Source organism: Verrucomicrobiales bacterium (genome assembly GCA_016793885.1).
In the GTDB taxonomy this organism is placed as follows: domain Bacteria; phylum Verrucomicrobiota; class Verrucomicrobiia; order Limisphaerales; family UBA11320; genus UBA11320.
Genome location: JAEUHE010000103.1, coordinates 110,313 through 132,021, shown reverse-complemented (window position 1 = coordinate 132,021; position 21,709 = coordinate 110,313). Strand labels below are relative to the sequence as shown.

Below are 21,709 nucleotides of genomic sequence, written 5' to 3'. Positions count from 1 at the left end.
CGATGAGAAATTTCTCTCTTCTACTGTTGCTAACTGGTGTGTTGACCGAGTCGGTTTTTGGTGCCGCCCCAGTGCCGCTCTATATTAACACTTCGCCGGTGACGTTTGCCGACGATACACCCCAGATCAACGCCACAGCGTTCGACAATCGGAGTTCTTTTTCCGTCGCGACCGGCGGAGGGTTCCTGGGTAGCGATGTCCCGTTCGAGACCTTTAACACGCTGTTCGTGACCAACGCCGCTGCGGGCACGATGAGCGGTTCCCCGGGATTTCACTTTGACCACTCCTATCAGGGAGGACGTGGACCGCTCCTGAACTGGGTGAACCGTGGACTGATCTCCGGTGATGTCTCAGTGTGGGTAAACTCCTCGAATCTGGTGAATTCGGGTCGGGGCGTCGAGGCCGGAGGGAGAGGGATTGTTCACCTTGAAGGCGACAAGGTTAACGTTTCGCGCAGTGTTATCTATACCGGATTCCGGGTCGGTGGACTGCCTGGTGGCCTTGAGCAGTATCCCAACCTGGACCCCGGCGTGGCTAGCATTCCCCCCAATGCATCCGGCTTCAGCGATGGCACATTCATTGACAACTATTGGGCCTCGCGGAGCAACAGTATCGCCTTGGAGGGGCTCAGCACCGCGCTGACGCCGCCGGCCACAGTCCCTCCTGCCCACAGCGCCAACAGCCGAAGTGCTTCGCGATTTGCTGGTTTCCTGGGTGGTTTCCTGGGTGGTTTTCCCCTGGGATTTGGCCTGGTGAGCCCACAGGATTTTTATCAGTCGCCCACATTCGACTCGTTCGTCTTTACTAATTTGGTCAACCCCGGCGGGTCTCCGTTGACGAATGTGATCCAAATGGTGTTTGTGAACACCAACGGCTTCACGGAGGGTGTCAGCGTCGAAGTCGGCTTCAGCCCGAACATTGAGAACATCAGCGGAGCCAACTGGCCGGGACCTGGAAATATCGCCACGGTTCGACTGGGGCTGCCTGAGCTGGATCCGTTCACCGGACTCAATACGACGAACTTCCTGGAATTGCGGGACTACTTGGCGTTCCGCGGCGAAAACTCGGCGGCGATCCGGCCTGAACGAAACCTGTATCTGGTCCCGAATCTCGCCAGTGCGGGGAATCCCACGCCTGAGGGGCTCGATCGGGGTGGACTAAGAAACGGGACGGCGCGTCCTAACACCTACTCCTTCGGGGCCGTGAACTTTCTGAGCGACATTGGGAGCCCGTCCAATGCCGTCTTTGATCCTTTGATGATCTACAATCCTGATCTGTTGTCCAACACCGTGAGCGCGGCCTACACGGCCTACTCAGTGTCCTTTGCGGGGGGGTCGAATTTGCTGATGTCCAAGCTGAACGGCAACAACTTCGAAACGATTCCTGGGTTGTCCGGCTTGCCTCGCGACGAGGTGACGAATCTGGCCGGCCGAGTTGAGATTAAGGCGAAGAGTTTGAACCTGGATCGCTCGCGGATCCGGGCTGAATCCGCCCTGATCATCCAGACTGATGATTTGGTCGGGAACGCGCTTCCCAACGCGGTTGACTCTCCCTTGTTAAGCTACGACCTTCGTTCCAAGCAGTCGGACCTAGTTGTCTCCAACTTGGTGCCACCCACGGTCAACCGCTGGGCTGGCGATTTGGGCTGCTATTCGGCCATCTGGCAGAGTGGCTCGACCAACGATCCGGTAACTCCTGGTGGAACCAACTACGTCACGAACGTTTTCATGGTTCATATTCTGGTGGTGGACCACAATTTCACCCGCACTCAACAAGTATTGCTTCAGGATCTGAAGCTTCGAGGCAAGAGCGTGGTTCTTTCCGATACGATGTCTGTGGCCGCAAATCTGTTGATCGATGCCACCAACCTGACCATCACAGGCCAGGTTGGGACCAACGCCGTGAACATCTTCAACCCGCCTAACACCAGCCTGGCGGGCAGCAACCTCGTCAACCTTCAGAACTTCACCAATCACGGGAATCTGGTGATCTCACGAGGATTGAACATGGGGGCTGATCGGTCCAAACCGCTTTCCAACATCGTCAACTATGGGGGGCTCTTCGCTGCCGACGTTCGGCTGGCTAGCGATAGGATCATTCAAAGCAATTACATAGCCGCGAGCGACGGTGGCATGGTGCTTAATGCGAGGCAGCTCAATTTGTTGAGCGGCAGTTCGAACCAAGTAGTGGGCGACATTACGCTGACCGCCAATGATTTAATAACTACCAACAGTTATATCGAGGCCGGGGCGGCCGGGTTGAATCCCTTTGCTGTCGCTGCCGGAGGACTGATCCTCAACGTCACGAACTCCATTTCTGATGGGGGCCCGTCCTCCTCCAACTTCTGGTCGATCAACCAAAGCTTGGTCCTGATGCGGGCACCGAAGTCCGGAAACCTTTTGGGGACCACAATCTATTCCACGGCTGGAGCCTTCACCGAAGTCATCCATTCATCCGCCATCCCTGACGCGGGACCGACTCCTGACGCTTATGCTACCAATCTAGCCATCGGACGTTTGGTACTCGATGGGGGAGACAACTGCTTGTTCCGATTCTCTCCGCCTCCTGGCGTTAGTAATGTTGCCTTTTACATCGACGAGTTGGTTTTGTTGAACAACGCGACTAACATTGCCGACGCCATCGTGGTGGATCCGGGCATTCGGGTCTATTTTGCCAACTCAACCCCTCTCTTACCACAGGATGGAGTCAATCATGCAGCCGACGATGGGTTGCGCTGGGCTTCTAGCTTTGCTGGTAATTTCTCCGGCACCAACATCAGCTATGGCCTGTTGAGCTTTGATCTGAACCTGTCTTTGGTTCTCAACGCGAACCTGGATTCGGATAACGACGGGATCCCCAATCCGAGCGATGCTCAACCTGTCTGGACTTCCGTGAACACCGATTTGCAGCCCCCGGTGCCCACCAATGCTCTAGGCCGACGAGGCTTCTTGCTGACTGGCAATGCCTTGGTCAGCTACAACAACACGGTCTACACGAATTACGCGACCAACACTCTGGAATACACCTTGGACTTGGCGAACGGACCTTGGATGGTGTTGACCAACATTGTTACGCCCGTGGCCAACACCGTGCCTCCGCAATCGGTGCCGTTCGTCTACTTTGATCGCGGCCCCACCAACATCTCACGTCACTACCGCATGCGCGTGAGGGTGACGGATCCCTGATCCCGGCAGGACTCTCGCCTCAGCGAAATCTAACCCCCAGCGAGGTCACTCAAAGTGCACCCTGGGGCTTGGCCCTCTAGGCATCTCTTGCCTAGGTGCTTTCTTGACTCTGAGATTTATTGCCGATTCTCTGGGTGAGGCGACCCGCTGGCTTCTCAAACTGCATCCGGTTGCTCCGCTTCGAGGGTAGATCCTTTTGGTAGGCCTCTTGCTATGCAGGGGCTAATGAATGGCATTTCGCCCCGCTCTCGCCTGTACTCCTGGCTGATGGTTTGTTTTGTCGGCTCTGGCATGAGCGGCCTGATCTACGAGCTCAGTTGGGTCAGGCAACTGGAATTAGTTTTTGGGTCAACCACCTACGCGGTGGCTACCGTCCTGGCTGTTTTCATGGGTGGACTGGCGCTTGGCAGCTTTGCCATGGGGCGCTGGATCCAAAGGCTCGGGCGATATCATCCTCTCCGTGTTTATGCAGTGATCGAGTTGATGATCGCTGCGCTCGCTTTCGTTACTCCCTACCTGATTCAAGCTTTCATTCCGATAGAACAGGCCCTTTGGAAGAATGTGGAGACCTCATTCGCCGGGGCTACGCTGTTGCGTTTTGGCCTTTCCACATTGGTGCTGATTGTGCCCACGCTATTGATGGGGGCGACTTTGCCCCTTATGAGCGACTTGGTCTCGAGGGATAAACAACTGAGCCGGCACTTTGTAGGTTGGCTGTATGCGGCGAACACTGCAGGAGCCGTACTGGGCTGCGCGCTCGCGGGTCTCGTTCTTTTTCCGAAGGTAGGTCTGGAGCAGACCCAGTGGATCGCGATGGGCTTGAATGGCTTGGCTGCTTTGGGCGCGTGGCGATTGTCGCAGCTGCTGATCAATAGTTTCGACCAGGATCCTTCAAGTTATGCGCGGGAACAGCTTCCGGGCACTCGGCTGATGCAGGCGGGGAAGTCGGAGCCGACCCACGATGAGGCTCGTGCTCTGGTTGGGATGTATGCCGTTTCTGGATTTATCTCGATGCTTTATGAGGTGGCATGGTCGCGGGTGCTCGTTTTGGTGCTGGGCTCCTCGATCTACGCCTACACGATCATGCTTTCCACGTTCCTCCTAGGCTTGGCGCTTGGGGCCTGGTTAGGGAATCGGCTGCTGCGGAACCGGGCTTACGTGTTCCACGCTGTCGCTCTGGTTCAGGTGGGAGTGCTTTTGACGACCTATCTTGGGGTGCAGTGTGTGGAAGAGCTTCCTTTTCTGTATCTCAAGACCTTTGAAATGGTTCCGACTTCACCAGCCACGTTTCTATCGGTGCAGTTCCTCTTCGCGTTTGGGTTGATGATTCTGCCGACGATTGGGCTGGGGGCTATGTTTCCCATCGTGCTTCAGGGCTTGCCTACCGCGGGTAGCACAACTCCCGCTCTCGTGGGATGGGCGTATGCCTGGAACACGCTGGGTGCGATCGGCGGTTCTGTCGTTGCCGGGTTCTGGTTGGTTCCCCTGCTCGGTACACAGAAGACCATGTTGATGGGGGTGCTGCTCAATGCCGCACTTGGCGCCTGGGCCATGAGCTTCATGCAGCGCGGGTTTCTGCGGAGATGCCGGCGCACCGTAGGGGCGGCCTTGCTCACGATTGGCGTGGCAAGCCTGGCTCTGACGTCTCCTTGGGATCCGGCCGTGATGTCGTCCGGGATGTTTCGGTATGCCAAGGATTACACCGGACTGAACCGGCAGGAGTTTTTGCAACGTCTCCGAGCTCTCAGTGGTGAGGTGCTTTTCTTCGATGAGGGATTGACCTGTACGGTGACGGTGAAACGGAGCCGGAATCTGATCCACCTGGCGGTGAACGGAAAGCCCGATGCCTCCGTGCCGTCGGGGCTCAAGAATCCGTTTGCTCCGCACGACGAGCCTCAACAGGGCGACCTGGGCACCCAGATTCTTCTGGGTCAACTGCCTTTGTTGTTAGGTGATAAGTCGGATGACGTGCTCGTGATTGGTTTGGGAAGCGGAGTGACGCTAGGCTCGGTGCTGACACATCCGGTTAAACGGGTGGATTGCCTTGAGTTGGAGCACGCGGTGGTGGAGGGCAGCCGCTTTTTCGAGGACTACAACCGCAAGCCGCTTGCCGATCCGCGGACACACATGCTCGTCAACGACGCACGCAATCACCTGTTGGTGAGCGACCGTCAATATGACGTCATCATCTCCGAACCCTCCAATCCCTGGATCCCAGGTGCGGCCAATCTGTTCACCAAGGAGTTCTTTGAGCTGAGCCGCAAGCGCCTTCGGGATGCTGGGACGTTTTGTTTGTGGCTGCAGATGTATGAAATCGAGCCGGAGCATTTCGAGTTGATTCTCCGAACTTTCGGGTCGGTGTACCCTGAGATGCACCTGTTCAGAAGTGGGACCGATGCCGTTGTCCTTGGGTCCATGAAGCCCCTGGCCTTCGATCTCGCGCGGCTTAGAGCGAAGTGGAGCGATGCGGTTGAGCAGGAGTTTCGGATCATGCGGACGGGCAGTGTGGAGGATCTTTTGGCGCACTATTGGATTGGGGGCAAGGAGTTGAGCGGACAGCTGTCGGGATCAAACTACAATACGGACGATAATCGTGTGATCGAGTTCTCCGCGCCTCTTCAGGTCATCCTTAGAGCGGTCACGCCCCTGAGGCCGGAGTCGATGGTATCGCGTCTCTATGAGCAGGCTGGAAGCGGACTGATCCCGCATCTCTCCGATCCACAGATTTCGTCCGACGCAGGATTCTGGATTCGACTTAGTGAAGCCTCGCGTCGGGACGGCCATCATGCTGCCTCCCTTCGGTACGCCCGACATGCTCTCCAACTCACACCCTCAGCGGAAGCGGTGCGTGCGACCAGCCTCGGCTTACTCGCGATCCGACAACGTGACCAGGCTTTGGCCCTCTTAAGCGAGTACTCCTCGCGTTTCGATCAATCTAGCGTCTTTCAGAGAGCTCGTGCGGAGGTCTTAGCGTTGGTGGGACAGTGGTCCGAGGTGCGCTCGGCAGCGACGGAGTGGCTCCGGCTCGCTCCCGCTGATCCGCGTGCTCGCTATTTTTTGGGAATCAGCCAGTTTCAGCTGGGGCAGTCCACCGAGGCCTTGGCGGCATTTGAAGCCGTCCGGAACGACCTCTGGGAAGATCGGGAATGCAAGAAGCTTCCCTTCTATTTGGGCACGCTGTTGTGGGACAAAGGACGGTGGCAGGAGGCCGCTGTCTGCTTCGAGACCCATCTTTTACGCGAACCGCAACACGTCGGCAGCCGTCTTAAATGGATCGATGTTTTGAGCCGTTTGGGTCGAGAGAGTGAAGCTTTGGGGCAGTGCCAGCAGTTGGTGCAGATCGCCTCGGCCGCCGGTGAGAACATCCTGCGCACGGCGGTAGCTTCGTTGCAACGAGGTGAGCTGCCGTCCGCGTCCGCTCAGTTGGAACAGGCACGCGGGCTCAAGCCTTGGGACCCGGATATCGCCTTGCGTCTGGCGTATGCACAGGAACTGCAGGGGGACCTTAAGTCTGCCACCGCCACTCTGGAGGGGTTCTTGATAAGAACCCCCGACCGTCCGCAAGTGCTTGGCTATTTGAGCGGCTTGCTGGAGAAGCAGGCCCAGAGCGATCGAGCCAAAGTGATGGCTGATCGCTACAAGGTGATCACCGGCGAGTCCTGGGATGGCAAGTGAGGCGCGTCTAGTAGACGCCTTCGACGATTTGCTTTTCCATCGCTCCGAAAGGCCTGACTTCCGCGACGCCGTCCCAGCTGTAGGGTGCTCGTGGCTCTTTGCGGATCGCCTCATCGCGCTCCAGGAAGCGCGGCATGAAGAACTCCTTGGTGAGCGTGGTTAGCTCCACACGGCCCCATTCACCATACGACCTGAGTTGGCTCGTCGCCTTGGGATCGACCACGCGCAGGACGGCCCGGGGCTGGGGCGCGTAATAGGTGATGGAGAAGTTGTCCTCCGGTTTCAACGGTACACTCGCAGCCAGGCCCATGAGAGTATTGCCATAGGTCGGATAAAACCCGATGCGACCCTCCAGAACTTCCTCGACGATATAACGCACGTATTGCGGTGCCATCGTGGTTCCGCCGCAGAAAACACCGCGGATGCCCGCTTCGTAGAGATCAATTTTCTCCGCGAGCGCCTCCAGCAGTTTAGGAGTGGTAAACAGGCCGGTTACCTTCCGGTTTTTGAGAATGGTGACTCCCTGATCGACGACATGGTCCATGTAGGAGCGGGCGACATCAAATTTCTTGTCCGACAGCACTTTTTTGACGAAGCGAGGGTCTAGATCGACAAAGTAGCAGGGGCTGCCACGGAAGTTCGCGAGATGCTCAATTGCCAGTCTGAGCCGACGAGGTCCGGTCGGCCCGACCATCAGCCAAGCGCCCCCGCGTGGGAAGTGCTCGTCCGAAACCTTGCCCGAAAACTCCTCATAGTCGACCTTGTAGTCGGTCCAGCCGATGCGTTGCTTGGGCATGCCGGTGGTTCCACCGGTCTCGAAGATGTTATATGGCTTCCCTTTAAACTGGGCGGGCACCCAGACCTCGGGCTGTTCATCCCGCAACCATTCGTCTTGGAAGTGGGGGAATTTTGCGATCAGGTCGGCGAAACACTTTACCTCCTGGCGCGGATCCCATCCCGCCTTCGCCGCCCATTGCAGCCAGAACGGGCAGCCGGTCTCGGGAGAGAAGTGCCACTGGATAGTTTCACGGGTATGCGCGTCCAGCTGTTGCTGGGCTTTCTGGATCAAGGATGCATCGACGGACATGGTGCTTACTGGTGTTTGGTTGGTTAAAGGCGTATTCGACCCATGGGCTGCCCGGGATCAGGGCTTCTTGACCTCGACATCGATCGGCTTGGGTGCATCCGTGGAGGCTTTGGCCGAATCGTGGAATGCGTAGAGGTGGGAGTTGCTGGCAATATAGATTACCCCGTTGGCCACAATGGGGGTCGAGTAAACGGGCGATCCGAGGTTCGTCTCGCTGATCACTTTCTTCTCCTTGGCTGCTCCGAGGATGGTGAGATCTCCGTCCTCATCGCCCACATAGACTTTTCCATCAGCGACCAGGGTGGAGCCCCACATGTGCGCCTTCATATCGTGCGTCCAGTAGAGCTTTCCGGTCTCGGCATCGAGGCAATGAACGAACCCCGAGAAATCCCCGACGAAGAGCAATCCGGTCTCCGGATCGATGGAGACGGTCGAGATGGTTCGATGGATTCCTTTGTAGCTCCACAGCACCCCGCTCGACGTAATATCCCCTTTCTTGGTGGCATCCAGACATACCAGATGACCAACCCCTTCTCCGTGTTCCGGATCCTGGCCGGTGGCCACGTAGACCCGATTTTTATAGAAGACGGGGGTGGCGTTGATTTCGCTGGGACCCTCCGCTCCCGGGTATTTGATGGGTTTGCCATCCTTCATTTTGTACTCCGGAGGATTGGCATCATACTTCCAGATGATCGGCAAAATCGAGGTGTCGTCTTTCTTGACGGCCTTGGTGTCGAACGCGTAGCAGAAGCCGTCGCCGCCGCCAAAGAACACCATCTTCTGGCCGTTAACGGTCCCCATGCTGGGGGAGCTCCATTGGCCGTGGTAGATGCGTGGCCCGATGTTGGCTTCGTCCTCGCCCACCAGCTCACCGGTCTTTTTGTTGAGTGCCACGAAGCTGGGCGAAAGCGGTGACGGGATGTTCACGTGAGTCCAGTCCTGGCCATTGGAGGTGCAGGCGAAGACTAGATCATCCACGATCAGCACGGAGCAGTTGGAGGCGTTATGGGGGAAAACGCCCAACTCATCCATCATGTCGTAAACCCAGATGATATCGGCATCCTTGGAGCCGGGAGGGACGGGCTCCTTGCCGGCATCCTTGACGAAGTACTCGGCCTCTTTGTCAAAGGGGCCGTCGTTGCCGTTCGTCATTCCGTTGACATCGAGGCACATGACTTCGCATCGGCTAGTGACCAGGTAGATTCGGTCTCCTTCGATGGTAGGTGAAGAGAGCAGCCCCAGGCTTTCCCAGTCATTGACCTTGCCCGATTTGAGTTTCGGCACCACGAGCTGCCAAAGAAATGCTCCCGTCTTTTCATCGAAGCACATCAGGATGCTGCGATCGCCAGTATGCTTCGGATCGCGAGGGGATTCGTTGTTAGTCCCTACATAGACCCTGCCGTTGGCGACCGTGGCATTCCCATAGCTTTGGGATCCGAGCTTGGCTACCCACTTCACATTCTTGGTGGTCGACATGTCGATGTCCTCGGTCCCCTTCTTCATGCTCCCCGGAGTGAAAGTCGAAGGCAGGCCCTTCGTTGGGGAATACATATTGCGGCCCGGGTCGTTGCCGCCCCATTGCGGCCAATCGACGGCCTCGGAGGCTGTTCCGGCCAGGAAGGTGACGCAGAGTCCAAGGCGGATAGGCCAGGACATCCAGAGAGAGGGGACTTTCGGTTTCATGATGATCAGGGGCGATGTCGGTTGAGCGTTGATCGTCTGGGGAATTCAGTTGGGGGTGACTAGGACGTTGTCGATGAAGACGCGCATCTCCTGGGGCGAGAAACCGAATAGGCCGGGTGAACCGGAGGTGTGCGCATGTTTGTGAGGCACCTCAATGACCCACTTTTCTGGTTCGGCCTCGTCGCGTTTCCAGGCCTTGGCGCGTACCACGCCACTTCCGTCGGGAGCCACGTCCACGCGAGCTTTCAGGGTATACCATTGATTGGGCTGCCACCGGAAATTGGGGGCGTCCGAAGCGGCGGGTACTCTGAGTCGCTCCAGGTTTGAGTTGATCTCCAGCTTCTGGTCGTTGCCTTTCAGAACGATCAGATAGTGCTGATTGATGAGCCCAACTTCCGACATTTTTCGACGGTTGCCGTCGCTCATGACATCCGCCTGGATCGTGTAGTTCTTCATGGTCGGCTCACCAATGAACACCGTGGCACGCTGGAAGAACTTGTTGTCGATGGTCTTGGTGAGGGCCTTGGTTCCATCCTTGTCGCGGACTTCAAATTTGAAGCGTGCCCCGATCCACGGAAGAGGCGGGTAGGCGAATGCCGTGGCTGGCTCGACCGTGTTGGTGGTCATTTCCGAAAGAGTAAAGGTTTCGAAGTCCGCCTTGATGGGGAGCGCTGGCATCACGCGGCCTCGAAGGTAACCTTTGAGATCGCCGAGCGTTGCTTCGAACGCGCCGGCCGAGGGCATGAGTTCAGGTCCCGCCACGAGTTGCCCATCGGCACTAAACGCTCCCTTCATCGCGGCTCGCACACGCGCGGTCGGCGGAATATAGCTGGCCCACGTGACCGATTTGGGGTCGATTCCTTCCGTCACAACAAAACCATTGGCGTCGAGCGATCGGACCCGGAAGGATGCTTTGTCCTTAGGGTGGAGCAGAACTTCCGAGGGGATGATCTGCAGCTGGGTCGCTGGTCCAGGTTTGGGCCAGGGCGTCTCGGCGATCTGAGGTGCGGGTGAGGTCGTGTTGCCGGGTTTTCCCCAGCAGTAGAGCCGGCGAGTGGTTTGGAGGTAAATCTTTCCGTTGTAGGCCACGGGGGTTCCGAAGCAACGGCCATCGACCGATAGCTTGTGCAGGATTTGGCCCTCCTTGTCCGTGGGCTTGATGACATAGAAGCCTCCTCGCGTTCCGGCCTCCGATTCCCCTGTGCCCTTGCCTTCGGGATCATCCAGAATGGGCACATAAAGCTTGCCATCGGCGTAGAGGGGGCAGGCATTGCGCTGTTCGATGCCTAGTTTAACCTTCCAGAGAATCGTCCCCTTGTTGGCGTCGATGGCGCATAAGTCACCTTTTTCAGCCACCACATAGATCCGGTCCCCCACGAGGATGGGAGAACTGGTGGAGCTGGAGACATCGTTGGCCCAGAGTTCTACTTTGGATCGCTCGACGACGACCGGCGCATTGGTGGGGTGATCGGGAAAAACGTCGGGAATTTTCAACGCGACCATCTGCCCAAGCTCATAGGGCGTGCCGTAGATGGCAACCACTTTGTCGTTGTTATGGACGACCACGGTGGCGTTGATGCCGGCGCGGAACAGCGGCACTCGCCAAATCGGCTCCCCGGTGCGGGCGTTGGCGCACACCACGCTCCCGTCGCCGGTGGCCGCATAGAAGACCCGACGGCCTTTGAAGAATCCGAACTGAGGGTGGGAGAAGGAGTTGTCCTTCGGGCGATCGCCCGGGGTGGAACTCCAGACCAGTTCTCCGGTCTTCTTCTCGAATGCGTAAAAACGGTCGCCGGCCGCGCCCTGAGCTCCCCAGTTCGCGGTAATACCCCGGGTGATCACGAAATCCTGATCGATCGCAGGCGAGGCAGTTCGGCTGTTCGGGAAGGTCAGGCGTCCATAGAGCTCCATCAATGAGTGCTCCCACAACAGCTTACCGTCAGGGCTGAAGGAGGCGAGGATGCCTTGGGTTCCCTGGAAGAAGATATTGCCAGTTTCTGGGTCGATCGCGGGGGAGGCGGTGGCGTAGCGCAGGTAGATCGTGTCGCTGAGGAAGTCGCTGTAGAGATGATCCCATTCCTTCTTCCCGGTCTCCGCATCAAAGCAGGCCAGGCCCTCCTGGAGGTCTGGTCCATCGCCCACGTAGCCGTTAATATACACTTTTCCATTGGCAATCACTGGGGTCGATTGCCCTGGGAACTCAGTGGTCCACAGCGGCTTGCTCGGGTCCAGAGACTCCGGGAGACCGGACTCCCGCGAAACCCCGGACTGTTCAGGCCCCCGCCACGATAACCATCCGTTGACAGCGCCCAATGTCGTCCAAGGCAGAAGCGCTGCCGTCAGCACCGTGAGAAGGGATGCACGATTAAGAGAGATGATCGGTTTCATGATTGCACTCAGGCTAAAGTCCACAGCAGATCCGTTGAGGTGGATAATACTTACACGTATGATTTTTCCGCAACCCCCAAATTTCCTCTTTTTGAGGGGTTGTTGTCGGGCCCTGGCTCCCTTTAAACTGTTTCCGGGATCTGGACCGAATGCCAAACGAGAAAAAAATCAAAGCCGAACCGTTGTTGCCAGTGGATGCGCCGGAGCGCCGACGCTTGCCTCCGCTGTTGCGCAAAGCGTGGTATGGTCTCAATCAAGCGTTCCGCCGGCGCATTGCGCACCTCAATATCACCCCGGATCAGTTCACGGTGATGCGCACCCTGCGGGAGTGTGAGGGGCTGACACAGCGGCAATTGACTCAGTTCATGAGCAGTGATCCGAATACAGTTGCTTCCTTGTTGGAGCGCATGGAGAAGGCGGGACTGGTCGAGCGTCGGCCGCACGCCAAAGATCGGCGGGCGCACCAGGTTGAACTCCGACCATCTGGGCATCGGAAATATGAGTTGGCGCGGGAGATTGCCGTGAAACTCCAGACCGAGGTTTTGGAGAGCATTCCCACCGAGAGACGGGAAGCCTTTCTCACTGATTTGGCGGCGGTCGCCGATGCCTGCCGGGACTCAGCGGCAGCATCCGTAGATTAGCGCGCTACAGCGGTGGTCTGGCCGGGTCGAATTTATAGTCGGGGTTCATCCTATCCTCCAATGGGCCATCCGGTCCTCCGCCTTCCTGCTTCCAATACCGTGCTTTGAAGGGATTCCACCGAGGCCCTCGGATCCATTCATTGGCCTGAGCGGGGAGTCGTACGTCGGCCCACCACGCCTGATACTCCTTAGCCAGACGATTCACCACGCTCGGATACGCGGCGGCTACGTTTCGGGTCTCTCCGGGGTCCGTGCGAAGATCGTAAAGCTCGGCTCCGTTGACCCATCGGAACCGATCGTCCCGAATTGAAGTCTGCCGGAACTCATGCTCGTTCATCCTCCCCGCCTCCCATCTGCCGACATGGGTGACAAGATAGCGGTTTGCCCAGGGGGCCTTGGGATTCCTTAGCAGAGGCGCTAGGCTGCGACCCTCCCAGCTCCGGCGGTCTTTGACGGGTGGGTTGACCCCTGCCAGCTCGGTGAGAGTGGGGAGCAGGTCCAAATGGGCGGCGAGCGCGGGAATGTCGGTTCCTTCGGGCAGTGTGCCGCGCCATCGCCAAAATGATGGAACCCGTGTGCCACCTTGGTAGGGGGTGGCTTTCATCCCGCGCATGCCCGCGTTGTAGGCATCCTGGAGAGAGTGCCCGTTATCGGTCATAAAGATGACCAGAGTCTCTTGCTCCAGTCCTTCGGACTTGAGCCAGTCCAGAAGCCGCCCCAGCGCCGCATCAAAGTGGGCGATGACAGCATAGTACCGGACCGTTAGATCCGACAAACCACGCTGTCGGTAGGGGGCTTCCCACTCCGGACCGGGACTAATCAGTGGTGCGTGCGGCGCGTTCGGTGTGATGTAGGCAAAGAACGGCACCCGCTTGGACCTCTGTGCGGTCATCCATTGGATCGAGGCCTCGATGAAAACGTCCGTGCAGTAGCCCTTCGTGCGCACAAACCTCCCGTTATGACAAATTGTCGGATGGAGATATGTGTTGTTGGGTGTGTCGCCGCAGCTTCCAGGATAGGTCTGACCGATGCCGCCTCCCCCATGGATGAACACCTCGTTGAAACCTCGGTTTTCCGGCTGATAAGGCTCCTCATCCCCCAGATGCCATTTTCCGAAGATGCCCGTTTGATACCCTGCTCGCTGGAGATATTGAGGCAGTAATGTCACGCTCAAATGAGGTCGCTCCCGCTCGAAGATGGTGTGAGTAACTCCGGTTCGAAACTCATGCCGTCCGGTGAGAAGAGCGGCGCGAGTTGGCGCACAGGTGGGGCTTACATGGAAGTCCGTGAACCGGACGCTTTCCGCATGAAGCCGATCCAAGTTTGGCGTCTTTAGGATTGGGTTGCCGTGGCAGCTCATTTCCCCGTAACCCTGGTCGTCCGTCATCACGAGGATGATGTTGGGTCGTGGGGACGGTTTGGCGCCTTGAAGGAGCGTCGTGGCCAAGAGGTAAACGAGCACCGTCCGGAAGCATCCGCGGCCACCAAGAGATCTTAGCTTAGAAGTCACGCCCACACTCCATCAAAGCAGCACCCCCCGGTCGAGCCTCCTTTGGCAGCCCCAGACAGAGTTTCGCCCTACCGTGGTGACGATTCTCCTATAAGCCCCACCCGGATTTAATCAGACCCCTGCTAGATATTTTTCCTGCGGAAAAGAGCCGAACCGGTGTTGGTTTGCTTGAAGCTGGAGTGGACCCTGGTAAGCACGGCCTACAACCTCAAGAGACTACACCGAATGGTGGGGGCGGTCTGAAAAGCAAGCGGAGCGGGATGAATGGAGGCAAAACAGACCGAATCTGAGCAGTCAGACAGAGTTTCTCAAAAATCCGGCAGCCGGATTTTGAATTCTAGCAGGCCGATGCCCAGAAAACCCTGGAACCAAGGAATAGCCCGGGTGGGCTCCCTGCAGAACGATACTCTAAGTCCGACGGCCTGCTAGGAATTGACAGTTCAAGTTGGCTTGGTATCGTCCTCACGGATGCGCATTCACATCCAGTCCACCGTTGGTTGGTTGCCGGCGTTCGTCAAGCGAGCGGGCAGCATGGTGTCTGGTCGCGCGCATTTCGTCGGCATTTTCCAGATCATTCTGGCACACCTGATTCTCTGGGCTTTCCCGGAGCAGCGTGTGCGAGGATAGCTTTACGAGACTTTCCATCGCCCTGCTCCTCCAAGAGGAGCAGGGCTTTTTTTATGTCCAAACCGCATTCGCAATCGCAGCCAGCATCGGTATCACAACGCCTGCCTTCTCCGGAGGCGTCCAATTCGGGACTTCGTGTTCTGTTTGCTCTCAGTTTCTGCCATCTGCTGAACGATGCGATCCAAGCGCTCATTCCCGCCATTTATCCGTTGCTTAAGGAATCATTCCACCTGTCCTTTACCCAAATTGGTCTGATCACATTGACCTTCCAGATGGTTGGATCGGTTCTCCAGCCCGTTGTTGGCTTCTACACCGATCAACATCCGAGGCCCTACTCGTTGACGTTTGGAATGGCCGTGACGCTGTGCGGGTTGGTGCTGCTGGCTCTCGCCCCGAGCTATGTGGTGGTTCTTTTGGCAGCCGGCCTGGTGGGAATAGGGTCCGCGGTGTTCCATCCCGAGTCGTCGCGCATGGCTCGTCTGGCCTCCGGGGGAAGGCATGGTTTGGCACAGTCCCTCTTTCAAGTGGGTGGCAACGCCGGAACTGCCCTCGGACCGCTGCTGGCAGCTTGGATTATCGTGCCGTTTGGTCAGAGACACATTCTGTGGTTCGGTTCCCTCGCCTGCGCGGGCATGTGGATTCTGTCGAGGGTGGGACGTTGGTATCAAGGTAAGCTTCGGGACTTGGGTCAGTGCGCCTCGTCGCGTGGTCCGCAGCCGCTTTCCCTGGAGCGAGGGAAGGTCCTTGGTTCCTTGATGGTGCTTTTCGTGCTCATGTTCTCAAAGTTTTTCTATCTGGCCTCGATGACGAACTACTACACCTTCTACTTGATGAAGCGTTTCGGACTCTCCGTCCAGCAGTCGCAACTTTACCTCTTCGCGTTTCTGTTTGCCGGCGCGGTGGGTACTCTGAGCGGCGGCCCGATTGGGGATCGCATCGGGCGGAAGCGGGTGATCTGGATCTCCATCCTTGGGATTGCCCCCTTTGCCTTGATGCTTCCTCACGCCAGCCTCTTTTGGACGGCCACACTCTCCGTGGTGATTGGGATGATCGCGGCTTCGGCGTTTCCCGCGATTTTGGTGTATGCCACCGAGCTTGTTCCAGGGAAGGTGGGGCTGATTGCTGGGCTCTTCTTTGGGTTAGCCTTTGGGCTGGCTGGTATCGGCTCTGCGGTGCTGGGCAGGTTGGCGGACGCGACGAGCATTGAATTTGTTATTCTGGCCAGCTCTTTCCTCCCGTTGATCGGCTTGATGACCTGGTTTCTCCCTGAAGTATCTAAGCCACAACGGGTGTGAAGCCGGAAGGCTGGTTTGAGTGGGAGCCTGCGATGCGGTGATGGTTCGCGGCGCGGATTCTCGGAGTCATTAACCTTGTGCCGGGGCCGAAACCGCGGCATGGTTGACGCCAGTTGTTCGCAAACCACAACAATCAACGGGCAGTTCAACGCTGCCGGATCCTTCTCTGCGCCCCGTGTAGTGGTGCAGGTTCGCTCCAAATACCAGTCCCATAGCCGATCGCATGAAATCATTTCAACCTTCGAGGGCTCATTGAGTCGCCCCTTTGGCTTCCGACCGTTTCCCTCGCGGGAACCTAGTCACCGCCGCAATGGAAAGATCCGAGCCCGCGAAGTGCGTGTGCTGGATGAGATGAAGCAGCCCCTAGGCGTTATGTCCTTGGGCGAGGCTTTGAAGCTGGCGCAGAGCAAGGGGATGGATTTGATCGAAATTGCTGCCACGGCCACGCCACCCGTGTGCCGGATCATTGAGTACGGCAAATTCCAATACGAAGAGGCCAAACGGAAGAAGGAGTCGGCGGCCAAACAGCCTTCCCGACAGATGAAGGAGTTGCAGCTGACTCCCAACATCGATCCGAATGATTTTCGCGTGAAGCTGAATCACGCCATCGAATTTCTCTGCAATGAGCAGACAGTGCGCATCAAGCTGCGCTTTCGGGGACGTCAACGCGCTCACAAAGAGTTCGGCTATGAGGTGGTGAACCGGTTTATTCGAGAGACGGCTGCCTACGGACGTTCCGATTCTGTGCCCAAGATGGCTGGTGACCGCGATTTGCATGCCACCATCAGTCCGCTGCCGCGCGATCAACGCGCCAAGCAGCCCAAAGAGGTTGGGGCCCCCACCGCCTCCTCCGCACCCAAGGCGGCGGCGGCGAAGTCGGAACCGACTCCGGCGGCACCTCCCATCCTCCCGGATGCGGATAATCAAGCCGACGCGTCCGAAATGCAGACCAATTCTTGATCGCTATCTCATGAAGGAAGAACATATTGAAGTGGAAGGGCGTGTGACTGTTGTCCTGCCAGGTACCATGTTTCGCGTTGAACTGGACAACAAGCATCTCGTTCTGGCCACGGTATGCGGCAAGATGCGGAAGCGGTGGGTCCGATTGACGGTGGGAGACCGCGTCCGGATGGAGATGTCCCCCTACGACCTGGACAAGGCCAGGATCACGTGGCGGTTGAAGTAATCTTTTTTTCCAGCTCGCGCACTCGACGCACGAGTTCGGGCAACTGTTGCAGGCTGATCCACTGACGCTTGGTTTGCTTATCGGGCTGAGCGGGAATTCCTAGGACCGTCCCTTTATCCGGAACGTCCCGCATCACGCCGGATTTGGCGCCGACTGTTGCTTGATGGCCGAGGGTCAGATGACCCGCAATTCCCGACTGGGAAGCCACGACGCAGTAATCGCCGAGACGCGTGCTTCCCGCAAAGCCGACCTGCCCCATCACGAGGCAGTGTCGGCCCATCTCCACGTTGTGGGCGACGTGGACCAAATTATCGATTTTCGTGCCCTGGCCGATGATGGTCGATCCCAAGGCGGCTCGATCGATGGAGGCGTTGGACCCGATCTCCACATCCGCATGGATCACCACATTGCCAACTTGAGGAACTTTTCGGTGGCGCCCTTCGTCGAAGACATAGCCATAGCCATCGGACCCGATCACGGTGCTGGCGTGGATGGTCACTCGATCTCCGATTTCGCATCCGGCATAGACCACTACATTGGGGTAGAGGCGGACCGCTTGCCCGACAGTCGCGCCACGTCCTAGATGGTTGCCCCCCATGAGCACCGTTCGCGCTCCGATTTTGGCCTCCGGACCCACCACACACCACGGGCCGACGTGCGCCGAGGGGTCCACCTGGGCCGTTGCATGCACGGTGGCTTGAGCGTGGATCCCAGGCTCGAATTGCTCCTCCGGGACGAACAGGGGCAGAAGGCGCGCCATCGCGATCCGGGTGCATTTAACCCGGATCAGCACCTGATTCGCGGCCGGATAGTCGTCCGACACCAGAATAGCCGCTGCTTCGCTCTGGGTTGCTGCCTGAAAAAAGGCGGCATTCTCGGCGAAGGTCAGATCACCTCGACGGGCTTTGGCCGCAGGGGCCACGCCGGTCAGAACAGTGGCGCCATCACCGATAACCTTGCCCTGAACAGCTTGCGCGACTTGGTCTGCGGTAAGGCTCATAGGGTGGCAAGAAGGGTGAGGGTTGAGCGTTTTAGCAACCTGTCATGCGCTGCTGATCGACGTCCCAGACTTTCAGCCGAAGGCAGCGGATGATCTCCAGTGGGCTTAGCGAGGTTGTTCGGGGAGTCTGGAGCTCGGGAATCTCCCGCATCGCCTCCGGCAGGCGGTAAAAGGGGATCCGGGCATTCAGATGGTGGATGTGGTGGTAACCGATGTTCGCGGTGAACCAATGCATGATGGGACTTAGCTTGAGGAAGCTCGAGGATTCGAGCGCGGCAAGCTCGTAAGTCCAGCCCGCATGGTCGCGAAAGACGACGGTAGGAAAGTTGTGCTGGACGTAAAAAAGATAGGAACCGATGGCGTAGAGAATGAGGCAAGGGATCGTCTGCGCCAGCAGGAGAGTGGCCCATCCTCCCCACCACACGAGCGCTACGGCGATGATGCCATGCACGATGAAGGCGAGCAGACAGTCCCAGTGTTTTTGAGGGCTTGAAAAGAAAGGGTTGAGACACATGCCATACAGGAACACGAACACATACCCGAAGGCCAAAGTGAAGGGATGGCGCATGAGCAGGTATTTCATGCGCTCCATGCGGGGTGCTTTGCGAAGCGCCTCGGCCGTCATGATGGGAAAGGACCCAATATGTGAACCGCGGAGTTTGGAATTGTGGGTGTGATGATGGTTGTGGGAGGAGCGCCAGATACTGCTCGGACTCAGCGCCCACACACCAAATATCCGCATCATAAACTCGGCCAAGCGGCTATGCGGCAGAATCGCATGATGCTGTTGGTCGTGATAGATGACAAAAAGCCGAAGCGCCAGTAGCCCAGAAAGAACGCTGGCCACCAGCCGGATCCACAACGGATCAGCCCAGATCGTTGTGGCCAATGCCCCGAACAGCAACGCCGAGGTGGAGAGCAAGTACCACCAGCTTCGGAGCGGTTGATCCGACGCGAAGCGCTTGGTTGCCAGAATCAAAGCCTTTCCAGTAAGTGCATGGTCCTGCCCCAGGCAGTCCATGTCGGGGCTGTCGCTGGGTGCGTTTTCCTCTGGAAGAGGCACTGCCGAACTAGGCGATGAAATCACGTCCCTTCACCCTGAAGTGTTCTTTAGGGAATTGCAACCCCCCCGGTTGACAAAAGCCCCACCAAAAAAGCTACCTCTGGATTGCCCCTGGCGGTGGTTTAGGGTACGGAATCGCGCTCAAGATCTCGGGTGGAACGGAAAATCGGTATAACCCGTCCCATCGGTGCCATACCACGCCTTCATATCCGCCTCGGGGTTGAGTTCCCACGAAGAATTAGCCGGCGGTCAGAGCCGCCCTCGCATCGTCGGCAGCTCCGGTTTTCTCCAGAAAATAGTCATAGCCTCCGACGTAGGGCGTAACTTGACCCGCGTTGACATGGAGAACCTTGGCAGCGAGATGCCGGATGAAGTGAACATCATGCGAGATGAACACCAGGGTTCCTTCATAGCGTTCAAGGGCCAAGGTCAGGGATTCCACCGTGTGAATGTCCAGATGCGTGGTCGGCTCGTCCATCAAAAGCAAGTTGGGCGGATCCACCAGGAACTTAACGAGGTTGAGCCGGCTCTTCTCGCCCCCACTCAATACCGATGTTTTCTTGTGGATGTCATCCTTACGGAACATGAACGATCCGAGCACCGCTCGTACCTCGTCCTCGCGCATCTCAGGTGCGCTGGCCAACACCTCGTCGAGAACGCTCTTGTCGGGGTCCAAGGTGTCCGCCCGATGCTGGCTGAAATAGCCTATTTTGGCGTTGTGTCCCAGGTTCCGTTCCCCCTGTTGGAACGACACCACTCCCGCCAGGATTTTCAACAGTGTGGACTTGCCGGCGCCATTGGGACCTACCAGCACCGTTCGTTCCCCGCGTTCGATGGTCAGGTCCAAACCGCGGTAAACCTGTGTCGTTCCATAGGCCATATGGATACCTTCCAAAGTGATAGCCCGTTGTCCGCCTCTCGGTGGCGGAGGGATCTGAAATCGGAACGGCTTTCGCGGGGCCGTCGGCTTCTCGATCAGCTCCATCCGTTCGATCTGCTTGAGCTTGCTCATCGCCTGGGAGGCCTTGGATGGAATCGCTCGAAACCGGTCGGCGAACTCTTGTAGCGCCTGGATCTCCTTCTGCTGATTCTTGTAGGCGGCTACTTGCTGTTCATACCGTTCCTCACGCTGACGCAGGTAGTCGGTGTAGTTTCCGGTGTAGCCAATGAGTTTCCGCTCCGAGATTTCATGCACCTGGCTGACGACCTCATCCATGAATTGGCGATCGTGAGAAATCAGGAGCAACGCACCGGAGTAGTTCTTGAGGTAGTTCTGCAGCCAGAGTAGTGAGAGTAGATCGAGATGATTCGTGGGCTCATCCAGAAGCAGGAGGTCAGGCTCCATCACCAGCAACCGGGCGAGGCGGGCGCGCATGATCCAGCCTCCGCTCATCTCCTTCGCCTTTCGCTCAAAATCCGTCTCCCGGTAACCCAGTCCACGCAGCATCTTTTTCGCCTTCGTTTCGACTTGAGGGTCACTGAGGGCTCCGTGCTTGGCGTGGGCTTCGAGGTATTCGGGACTGGCGACATCCCCAGCGGCTTCCAGTTCGTGAAGCCGTTTCTCCAGACGGGGTAGTTCTTCCACGCGCCCCGTCGCGACCTCCAGGATCGTCTCATCGCCATGGGCTTCGCCTTCCTGGGGAAGATAACCGACCATGGTCCATTCGTCCCGCTGAATGGTGCCAGAATCAGGGGTCTTTTGACCGAGGATGATAGAGAACAGGGTGGTCTTGCCTGCGCCGTTGGGGCCAACAAGCGCGACCCGGTCGCCGTAATTTACGTCGAACGACGCGTTCTCGAAGAGCACGCGTCCGCCTAATGTCATCTTTAGTTCTCGAATGGTGAGCATGAAAAAAGACGCCGCCGACGGAACGTCAACCGCCGCTGATCCGAGGGAACTGTTACACCAGTCCTTCGGGGCCGAGGCACTGGGTTTTGTCTGCGGCGACGAGCATGGCAGAATAGAGATCAACCTGTGGGCGTCAATCGCTCATTTTTTGGACACTCGTGATGGGCTCTGTTCCTGGACTCAGACCGGGCGCCCGGGGACCTTGGAATACGCGGCGCTGGGGATTCGGAAGCTACATTCCACTTCTCGGTGGGCAGACCTCCATACTTCTACTTCGAATGTCATTTTTCGGACTGACTAACCCCTTAAGCAACGGGGTGGTCCGTACCGATGGAATAGTGTGCAGACTTCATGGCTAACACTGAAAAAGGGGCGGCGGCGCGAGCCTAAACCTAGGTTTCTTGCGGTTTTCCGTGGTCGGAGGACTTTGGAAACGCCGTATGTCCTGCGCTGGAGAACTGCGCAGGGGTTAAAAGGTTCTTGGTCTTCCGACCCTCAAGGCCTCATTCCAACCGCCCTT

14 protein-coding genes are annotated in these 21,709 nt (G+C 57.7%); 7 read left to right on the top strand and 7 right to left on the bottom strand.

The features are described from left to right. The first annotated feature begins 2 nt into the window (after nucleotides 1-2). Nucleotides 3-3,185, top strand: a complete 3,183-nt coding sequence (locus JNN07_12030; GenBank protein MBL9168462.1) for a hypothetical protein — start codon at nucleotides 3-5, stop codon at nucleotides 3,183-3,185. A gap of 225 nt (nucleotides 3,186-3,410) precedes the next feature. Further along, on the top strand, nucleotides 3,411-6,860 hold the full coding sequence (locus tag JNN07_12025) for a fused MFS/spermidine synthase (GenBank protein ID MBL9168461.1): 3,450 nt from the start codon (nucleotides 3,411-3,413) through the stop codon (nucleotides 6,858-6,860). A gap of 7 nt (nucleotides 6,861-6,867) precedes the next feature. Here JNN07_12025 and JNN07_12020 read toward each other — a convergent pair whose 3' ends face one another. The 3 genes from JNN07_12020 to JNN07_12010 form a co-directional block, all read right to left on the bottom strand. Beyond that, nucleotides 6,868-7,947, bottom strand: coding sequence for a hypothetical protein (locus JNN07_12020; GenBank protein MBL9168460.1), 1,080 nt, complete (start codon nucleotides 7,945-7,947; stop codon nucleotides 6,868-6,870). A gap of 57 nt (nucleotides 7,948-8,004) precedes the next feature. Then, nucleotides 8,005-9,603: a PQQ-binding-like beta-propeller repeat protein gene (locus JNN07_12015; GenBank protein MBL9168459.1), complete on the bottom strand. Its 1,599-nt coding sequence runs from the start codon at nucleotides 9,601-9,603 to the stop codon at nucleotides 8,005-8,007. 72 nt (nucleotides 9,604-9,675) lie between these two features. Next, nucleotides 9,676-12,018 (bottom strand): PQQ-binding-like beta-propeller repeat protein, encoded by a 2,343-nt coding sequence (locus JNN07_12010; GenBank protein MBL9168458.1) that lies wholly within the window; start codon nucleotides 12,016-12,018, stop codon nucleotides 9,676-9,678. Between the two features lie 149 nt (nucleotides 12,019-12,167). On the opposite strand from JNN07_12010, the gene JNN07_12005 reads away from it, so the two are divergent. Beyond that, nucleotides 12,168-12,659 carry a MarR family transcriptional regulator gene (locus tag JNN07_12005; GenBank protein MBL9168457.1) on the top strand — a complete coding sequence of 164 codons (492 nt, stop codon included), beginning with the start codon at nucleotides 12,168-12,170 and terminating at the stop codon, nucleotides 12,657-12,659. A 4-nt stretch (nucleotides 12,660-12,663) separates the two neighbouring features. On the opposite strand, the gene JNN07_12000 is transcribed toward JNN07_12005, so the two are convergent. Next, nucleotides 12,664-14,046 (bottom strand): arylsulfatase, encoded by a 1,383-nt coding sequence (locus tag JNN07_12000; protein ID MBL9168456.1) that lies wholly within the window; start codon nucleotides 14,044-14,046, stop codon nucleotides 12,664-12,666. 591 nt (nucleotides 14,047-14,637) lie between these two features. On the opposite strand from JNN07_12000, the gene JNN07_11995 reads away from it, so the two are divergent. The 4 genes from JNN07_11995 to infA all read left to right on the top strand — a co-directional run bounded on the left by JNN07_11995 (nucleotide 14,638) and on the right by infA (nucleotide 17,277). Continuing rightward, nucleotides 14,638-14,796, top strand: a complete 159-nt coding sequence (locus JNN07_11995) for a hypothetical protein (GenBank protein ID MBL9168455.1) — start codon at nucleotides 14,638-14,640, stop codon at nucleotides 14,794-14,796. A gap of 53 nt (nucleotides 14,797-14,849) precedes the next feature. Next, on the top strand, nucleotides 14,850-16,091 hold the full coding sequence (locus tag JNN07_11990; protein ID MBL9168454.1) for an MFS transporter: 1,242 nt from the start codon (nucleotides 14,850-14,852) through the stop codon (nucleotides 16,089-16,091). A gap of 99 nt (nucleotides 16,092-16,190) precedes the next feature. After that, nucleotides 16,191-17,051 (top strand): translation initiation factor IF-3, encoded by an 861-nt coding sequence (locus tag JNN07_11985; protein MBL9168453.1) that lies wholly within the window; start codon nucleotides 16,191-16,193, stop codon nucleotides 17,049-17,051. Further along, complete coding sequence (gene infA, locus JNN07_11980; protein MBL9168452.1) at nucleotides 17,005-17,277, top strand: translation initiation factor IF-1; 273 nt, start codon at nucleotides 17,005-17,007, stop codon at nucleotides 17,275-17,277. The genes JNN07_11985 and infA overlap by 47 nt, the downstream gene beginning before the upstream one ends. Here infA and lpxD read toward each other — a convergent pair. The 3 genes from lpxD to JNN07_11965 form a co-directional block, all read right to left on the bottom strand. Next, entirely contained in the window at nucleotides 17,258-18,277 is a 1,020-nt protein-coding gene (gene lpxD, locus JNN07_11975; GenBank protein MBL9168451.1) for a UDP-3-O-(3-hydroxymyristoyl)glucosamine N-acyltransferase, read from the bottom strand. The two genes, infA and lpxD, sit on opposite strands and share 20 nt — an antisense overlap. Before the next feature lie 31 nt (nucleotides 18,278-18,308). Then, on the bottom strand, nucleotides 18,309-19,364 hold the full coding sequence (locus tag JNN07_11970; GenBank protein MBL9168450.1) for a fatty acid desaturase: 1,056 nt from the start codon (nucleotides 19,362-19,364) through the stop codon (nucleotides 18,309-18,311). A gap of 214 nt (nucleotides 19,365-19,578) precedes the next feature. Then, the gene (locus JNN07_11965) at nucleotides 19,579-21,189 is read right to left on the bottom strand and encodes an ABC-F family ATP-binding cassette domain-containing protein (GenBank protein MBL9168449.1); all 1,611 of its coding nucleotides are present in this window, start codon (nucleotides 21,187-21,189) and stop codon (nucleotides 19,579-19,581) included. Nucleotides 21,190-21,709: the final 520 nt, after the last annotated feature.